Raw genomic sequence first — 6,592 nt, 5'->3', positions numbered from 1 at the left:
TTCTGGAGGCCCGTGGTCGAGATCCTAGAGACCTCCCGGAGAGTGATTTCACTCGACCATCCCGGCGTCGGTAAAAGCAGGATCCAAGGCGCACCGACGATCTCCGGCATTGCGGATGCGGTGATCCGCTGCCTTGACGAGCGCGGCATCGAGCAGGCCGACATCATCGGCCATTCGACAGGATCACTGGTCGCGCAGGCCATGGCTCTGGATTTCCCGCCGCGCGTCAAGTCGATCGTGCTGAGTAGCGGTTGGGCGAAGCCGGATAAACGATTCCAGGACTTCTTTGCCTTCCGAAAGCATGTGCTGCGAGAGCTTGGCGGCGATGCGTACAACACGCTGACCAAGCTGACGGCCTATCCCTCGGAGTGGTACGGCAAGCATCTCGCAACCGAGGCTCGGCTGGACTTCCCGATGACTGCAGATGTCGATATCGACATGGTGATTGCACGGATCGACATGCTGCTTGACTACACCCGCTACAAGGAACTCGTTGCTCTGCGTGCCCCCACTCTGGTGGTGGGTGCCCAGGACGACTACATCATTCCTTTCCACCACTCGCAAGAACTCGCGCGCTTGATTCCGGGCGCCTGCCTGCAAGAGCTTGCTGGCGGGCACTTTGCTCCGGTTACCCGCACGGTGGCCTATGTGGCCATGTTGAACAAATTCTGGGAGAGCGCAGCATGAACACCACCAGCATCTCGCGAGTCGCACTCCTTGGACTCGGGGCAATCGGTAAGCGCGTCCTTGAGGCTTTGCGCAGCCGCCATCTTCCGGAAGCTAGCTTCGCCGCGATCGATCCCTCCGGTCATGCAGACGCCTTCATGCGTCTCTATGACATCTCCTTGTGCTCCGACGTTGCGTCGCTGGTTGCCTGGAAGCCGGACCTGGTTATCGAGTGCGCGGGTCATGCCGCAGTGAGCGCAGCCGTTCCTGAGTTGCTTCGGCAGGGCATACCGGTCGTCATCGCATCGATCGGTGCGCTAGCGGACGAGGGATTGCACCAGCGGCTGAGGCAGGCCGCCGAACAGGGGGAGACCAGGCTGATCCTGGTTTCCGGTGCGATTGGTGGGCTGGATGCACTCAGGTCCGCGCGCTCAGCGGGTCTGGATAGTGTGGTCTATGTAGGCCGCAAGCCGCCGCGTGCGTGGTTGGGTTCCCCCGCCGAGACGCAGTTCGATCTCAACTCGATAGCGGCACCAACCACGATCTTCCGCGGCACTGCAGCCGAGGCCTCGGCAAGCTATCCCAAAAACGCCAATGTCACCGCAGCCGTCGCCTTGTCCGGACTCGGATTCGATGCGACCCAGGTGGAACTGATCGCTGATCCCACCGTAGCCCGCAATGTCCACGAGGTGGAGGCCACAGGCCCTTTCGGCTGCATCAAGGTGCTGCTCGCAAACAACCCACTGCCCGACAACCCTCGCACCTCGTGGCTTGCTGCGCTGAGCATCGAGGAGGCCGTATTGAAACAACTGCAGCACGTCATCTTTTAAGGAAGAGCAAAATGAGAATCAAAGATAAAGTCGCCCTGATCACCGGCGCTGGAGCGGGCATCGGCGAAGCCACCGCAGAACTTTTTGCGCGCGAGGGCGCGAAGGTGATCGTTGCGGACCTGAACATTGACAATGCGCGTGCTGTTGCCGCGCGCATCGGCAAGAATGCGCTGGCTATCGAAGTCGACGTCGCGAGTAGCGAGCAAGTCAGGCAGATGATCCGACACGCTGCCGAGCATTTCGGTGGCATTGACATCCTCGTCAACAACGCAGGCTTCGGTACGCTCGGCAGTGTGGTGACGCTGGAGGAGGATGCGTGGGATAGTGTTATCGACGTCAATCTGAAGGGCGTCTATCTCTGCTCGAAGTATGCCATTCCCGAACTGGTACGTCGCGGCGGCGGGTCCATCGTGAATCTGGCCTCGACGATCTCCGTGGTGGGCATTCCCGACCGCGCGGCCTACGTGGCGGCCAAGGGTGGTGTGGCTGCCCTAACGCGTGCCATGGCCTTAGATCATTCGGCGGAAGGCATCCGCGTCAACAGCGTCGCTCCCGGTGTCATCAACTCGAGCTACTACGACAAGATGTTCAAGGAAGTTGCCGATCCGATCGCTTTCCGCAAGGGCCTCGAAGCACGGTCGCCGTTGAACAAGATGGGAGAGCCTATGGATATCGCCCAGATGATCCTCTTTCTTGCATCCGACGAGTCGAGCTTCGCCACTGGCGCGATGTTCACGGTCGACGGTGGCTATACGGCACGATAGGAAGCAACATGGTTCACGAACTCCGCGAGTACCACTTCCTACAGCCAAACTGGGACCGATACTGGGATCTATTCACTGGCGTGTGCATGCCGCTTCGTGGAACCGAGTTTGGGGTCCTTCGCGGAGCGTGGATCGAGCGCCACGAAGGTCGCGTAACGTTCCGACACCTGTGGGAGTATGCATCGCTGGATCATCGCGCTGAGCGACGCGTCGCTCTGTCTGCTAAGCCCGCCTGGCGCGAGGACTTTATCGCCAACGCCACGCGGTTGATCGACGGCCAGACATTGTCGATGCTCAGCCCAAAGCGCGTCACACTTTGCCGGAGCAACGCCGGCAGAACCGTCCAGCTCTTCAGGTTCTATTGCAAGGTTGGCGCGGTCGGCAAGCTGCTCGAGCGGCTCGAAGCCAGCGGCCCCGCTGGCTGGTCGACGTGGTCCATGGAGTTCCCGGATCCGAACGGAGTGATAGCGATTGGCGAGACCGTGTCGCCCGATGTCCCTGCGGCCATCAGCACTGGATTGGCTCGCGTAGAGGTGGCGGCGATAGAAGGGGTGAACGTACCTTCCGTGTAAAAAATGGCGGTAGCAGGGCTCGCAGCCGCCTGTGGCAAGGTGTTTCGCCGCAATGAGTCTCGCGCGATCTGTGTATATGTAAGTCCTTGATGGATCGCACTTTCCGGGACAAATCGCCAGAAAACTCACGGAAAGTACGACCCCTAGCCAGTTCGGCCATGTCGGTGGTCCCGCTTTGGTTTCAAGCGGAAGGCGTGGCGTCGGAGGCCGACATGCGATAGCCAGGGCCTGAGGAAACGGTCCCGACTGGCCCCGGTGTGGGCGCATCGGGCAGTTCCATCCGTTTGATGCGGCCAACCACGAGCCAATAGCAGAGGATGGCCACCAGCCCGTGTGCTCCCACGAAGACCAGCGCACCGCTGAATGAATGCGTCTCTGCGATGATGTAGCCGATCACGATCGGCGTCACGATGCCGGCCACGTTGCCCACGGCGTTGAACAYGCCACCGGTGCTGCCGACGATACGCGCGGGCGCGGTATCGGCCACCACCGTCCACCCCAGCGAGCCGAAGCCCTTGCCGAAGACCATATCTTTACCGTGATGGGCGGCCTGGGCCTCCTGCTGGCGCTCGTCTGGATGCGCACGTATTTCTCACCGGCCGAGCATCCACGCGTCACGCGCGCCGAGATCGCCCATATCGAGGCGGGCGGCGCGCTGGTTCACCTGGGCGGCAAGCGCAAGAGCGACGCGCCACCGCCACGCCTGGCCGACATCGGCCTGCTATTCCGCAGCCGGATGCTAGTAGGCATCTTCATTGCGCAGTACTGCATCACCTCGATCACGTGGTTCTTTGTATCGTGGTTCCCAAGCTATCTGGTCAACGGACGCGGATTCTCGATCCTGCAGGCCGGTTTCGTCGCCGCAGTGCCGGCCATTTGCGGCTTTATCGGTGGGGTTTCCACGGGATTTGTGTCCGACGCGCTGCTACGCCGCACCGGTTCGTTGACGCTGGCGCGCAAGCTGCCTATCACGATCGGGCTGCTGCTCAGCGCCAGCATGATCGCCTGCAATTATGTGGACACCGACTGGCTCGTGATTGCCCTGATGAGCCTGGCGTTCCTTTGCCATATGGGGGCCAGCCACCGAGAGCGTGGCGCGGTCGCCTGTGCTCAGTGCCAACACGATGGTGATCAGGGCCAGGGTGATATAGCGATAAGAGCCGGCCTTGGGGGCGGCTGGGTCATGTATGCCGGACATGCAGCGTCTCCGAATAATGTATTGCCCCGGTCCGAATCGACGTCGCGGGGCTGCTTGGGCGAATCGTAGTGAACACGTACACATACCGAAAGCCCGTTGGGACGACGCTTCGGCATGGCGTCCCAGAGCGTGGGACAAACCGGCGCAACAACCCGCTTCGCAACGCATTGCAACTTGCCCCGGAATCCCGCCGCGACAACAATGAACACGTGTTCATTTCTCGAGTATGGCGGAGGCAATACATGTATATCAGCGAACAGTTGTTGAATCCGGACGAGCGCCGCTTGCGGCTCTCCACGCAACTGGGTGTGGAAAGCGTGGTCCTGGACAATCGCGGCACGGAACTGGTCTCGGCGACGGGCGGCGTGTCTGCCTGGGATACAGGCAAGCTGGTCGCGTATCGGCGCTGGGTGGAAGGCTTCGGCCTAAAGCTCGACGTGTTCGCGCTCGATGTCGGGTCGATCCYGCTTGATTCGCTGGTCGATCTCGGCAGCGCCCGCCGGCAGCGCGACATGCTGGCACAGAACATCCAGAAGGCGGCCGATGCGGGCATCACCTGCCTCAAGTACAACGTCCAGATGGTGGGGATCACGCGCACCGGACTGAAACCCGGCCGCGGTGGCGCGCAGAATTCGGGCTTCGTGTATGCCGAGTACTCGCCCGAGGACGACCGCAAGCATTCCTACTGGGGCGTCGGCTATCCCACCAACCAGGAAGAGGGTGGCGCGCAGAGCGCGATGCTGTGCGGCCAGAAGATGGCGCGCGACGTGCCGGCCGTGACCGAGCAGGCCGGCTGGGACGCGATCGAGTTCCTGGTGGAAGGGCTGGTGCCCGCTGCGGACCGCGCCGGCGTGYGGCTGGCCTGCCATCCGCACGATCCCGCCTATCCGGTGGGTGGGCTCAATGGCATCGAGCACGTGGTCGGCTCGGCCGACGGCATCCGCCGCTTCCTGGCGCTCAGTGACAGCCCGAACCACGGGCTCAACTTCTGCCAGGGCACGGTGGCCGAGATGTTCACCGAGCCCGGCAAGGCGATGATTCCGGTCATCGAGGAATTCGCAGCGACGGGACGCATCTTCATGGTCCACTTCCGCAATATCCGCGGCGGCTATCTCGACTTCCAGGAGGTCTTCCCCGACGAAGGCGATGTGGACATGTTCGAGGCCATCAAGGCGTACCAGCGCGGCGGCTATGCCGGCCCGCTGTGTCCCGACCACGTGCCGGTTTCCGATCTGGACGAGAACCGCGAACGCTTCATGTCCTTTGCGCTTGGCTATACGCGCGGCCTAGTGCAGGCGGCGGGAGCGTGGTCGACGGCCCCGGCACGGCAGGCCTGACACAGGCATGCGCGTCCCGGCGCGCCGTCAACTGCTTTCACGTGCGACTACGCTGAAACCGAGGTCCGCCACCGGCGGCAGGGCGTCGCCACCGTCGACAAGACGGGACAGCAGCATGCGGGCGGCCTGCTTGCCCATCTCGCGCGCCTGCACGCGCACGCTGGACAATGCGGGTTGGCTGGCTGAAGCAATCGCCAGATCGGAGAAGCCCACCACGGCCATACGCTGCGGCACGGCCCACCCCTCCTGACGGCAGGCGAGCAGGGCGCCCACGCCCAGCGTATCGTTGCTGCAGTACACGGCCTGGAGATGTGGCGCGCGTGCCATCAGTACGCGCATCATCCGCGCACCGTCCTCGATGGAGGACGGCGGCGCGACCACCTCGGTCTCGATCGCCGGCAATCCCAGCCGTGCCACCTCTTCGCGGAAACCTGCCAGCCGCTTGGCGGCGCGGTGTTCATGCGCGCCGAGGAAGCCCAGATGGCGATAGCCGCGCTGCGCCAGATGCCGCGCCACGGCGCCACCCGCGCCCTCGTTCGAAAAGCCGGCCACCATGTCGATCGGATCGTCGGTCAGGTCCCAGGTCTCGACCACGGGCTTGCCGAAGGCGCGCAGCTTGCGCCGGATCGCGCCGCCATGCTCGACGCCCGTCAGCACCAGTCCATCGACCTGCCGACCGATGAAGGTATCGATCAACGCCTCCTCGCCGGTCTCCAGATAGCGCGATTGCCCCAGGAGTAGCTGGTAACCACCCGATTCAAGGATTTCGCCCAGGCCATCCATCGTCTCTGCGAACCAGGCATTCGACAGCGTGGGCACGATGGCGCCGACGATGCGCGAGCGGCGCGTCGCCAGGCTCCCCGCATTGAGGTTGGGCACGTAGCCAAGCGCTGCGATGGCGGCCTGCACCAGCGCCAGTGTCTGCGGCGACACCAGCTCCGGGTGGCTGATAGCGCGTGACACCGTGACACGCGAGACACCGGCCACGCGCGCCACGTCGATCATCTTGCTGCTGTTTCCGGGGTGCGACGAATCAGAGGACATCGTTAAGGAAGGGTCAGTGCGCGGAAATGTGCGCCAAACATCGGCCGCCGCCGGGGCTGGCCGCATTCCGTCCCAAGCCGTGGGACGTGCCTCGCGCCGTGCCATGGAGCGGCTTGTATTGTCAGTGAGCTTCTCGAAGAATGGAAGCAAGTCAAAGCCGCCGGGCAGGCTGGCCCGGCGA

7 protein-coding genes and 1 pseudogene are annotated in these 6,592 nt (G+C 63.1%); 6 read left to right on the top strand and 2 right to left on the bottom strand.

Annotated features, from left to right (window positions below; translation table 11 throughout):
* The 4 genes from AC1DO7_RS38215 to AC1DO7_RS38200 form a co-directional block, all read left to right on the top strand.
* On the top strand, window positions 1–687 hold a 687-nt coding region (locus tag AC1DO7_RS38215; RefSeq protein WP_477117347.1), incomplete at its 5' end, for an alpha/beta fold hydrolase.
* Window positions 684–1,496 carry an aspartate dehydrogenase gene (locus tag AC1DO7_RS38210; protein ID WP_441623356.1) on the top strand — a complete coding sequence of 271 codons (813 nt, stop codon included), beginning with the start codon at window positions 684–686 and terminating at the stop codon, window positions 1,494–1,496. The genes AC1DO7_RS38215 and AC1DO7_RS38210, both read left to right, overlap by 4 nt.
* Before the next feature lie 11 nt (window positions 1,497–1,507).
* Window positions 1,508–2,260, top strand: coding sequence for an SDR family oxidoreductase (locus tag AC1DO7_RS38205; RefSeq protein ID WP_441623358.1), 753 nt, complete (start codon window positions 1,508–1,510; stop codon window positions 2,258–2,260).
* Window positions 2,261–2,268: 8 nt separating this feature from the next.
* Window positions 2,269–2,832 carry an NIPSNAP family protein gene (locus AC1DO7_RS38200; protein WP_441623360.1) on the top strand — a complete coding sequence of 188 codons (564 nt, stop codon included), beginning with the start codon at window positions 2,269–2,271 and terminating at the stop codon, window positions 2,830–2,832.
* 271 nt (window positions 2,833–3,103) lie between these two features.
* Here AC1DO7_RS38200 and AC1DO7_RS38195 read toward each other — a convergent pair.
* Window positions 3,104–3,355: pseudogene (locus AC1DO7_RS38195) on the bottom strand (MFS transporter); the annotation flags it as partial.
* A gap of 18 nt (window positions 3,356–3,373) precedes the next feature.
* Here AC1DO7_RS38195 and AC1DO7_RS38190 point away from each other — a divergent pair.
* Complete coding sequence (locus tag AC1DO7_RS38190; RefSeq protein ID WP_441623387.1) at window positions 3,374–4,099, top strand: MFS transporter; 726 nt, start codon at window positions 3,374–3,376, stop codon at window positions 4,097–4,099.
* A gap of 173 nt (window positions 4,100–4,272) precedes the next feature.
* A complete protein-coding gene (locus AC1DO7_RS38185) occupies window positions 4,273–5,367 on the top strand; it encodes a mannonate dehydratase (RefSeq protein WP_477117346.1) in 1,095 nt (364 codons plus the stop codon).
* A 27-nt stretch (window positions 5,368–5,394) separates the two neighbouring features.
* Here the strand turns inward: AC1DO7_RS38185 and AC1DO7_RS38180 are convergent, their stop codons facing one another.
* Complete coding sequence (locus tag AC1DO7_RS38180) at window positions 5,395–6,372, bottom strand: LacI family DNA-binding transcriptional regulator (protein WP_441623364.1); 978 nt, start codon at window positions 6,370–6,372, stop codon at window positions 5,395–5,397.
* Window positions 6,373–6,592 lie beyond the last annotated feature (220 nt).

It is taken from the genome of Cupriavidus sp. 05N40 (assembly GCF_056397305.1).
Note: the sequence above shows the minus strand (reverse complement) of the source record. Positions and strands in the feature narration are given on the sequence as shown.

Coding starts and splice junctions, on each gene's coding strand:
- AC1DO7_RS38205 (WP_441623358.1), top strand. CDS start 1,508: ATGAGAATCAAAGATAAAGTCGCCCTGATCACCGGCGCTGGAGCGGGC.
- AC1DO7_RS38200 (WP_441623360.1), top strand. CDS start 2,269: ATGGTTCACGAACTCCGCGAGTACCACTTCCTACAGCCAAACTGGGAC.
- AC1DO7_RS38210 (WP_441623356.1), top strand. CDS start 684: ATGAACACCACCAGCATCTCGCGAGTCGCACTCCTTGGACTCGGGGCA.
- AC1DO7_RS38190 (WP_441623387.1), top strand. CDS start 3,374: ATGGGCGGCCTGGGCCTCCTGCTGGCGCTCGTCTGGATGCGCACGTAT.
- AC1DO7_RS38180 (WP_441623364.1), bottom strand. CDS start 6,372: ATGATCGACGTGGCGCGCGTGGCCGGTGTCTCGCGTGTCACGGTGTCA.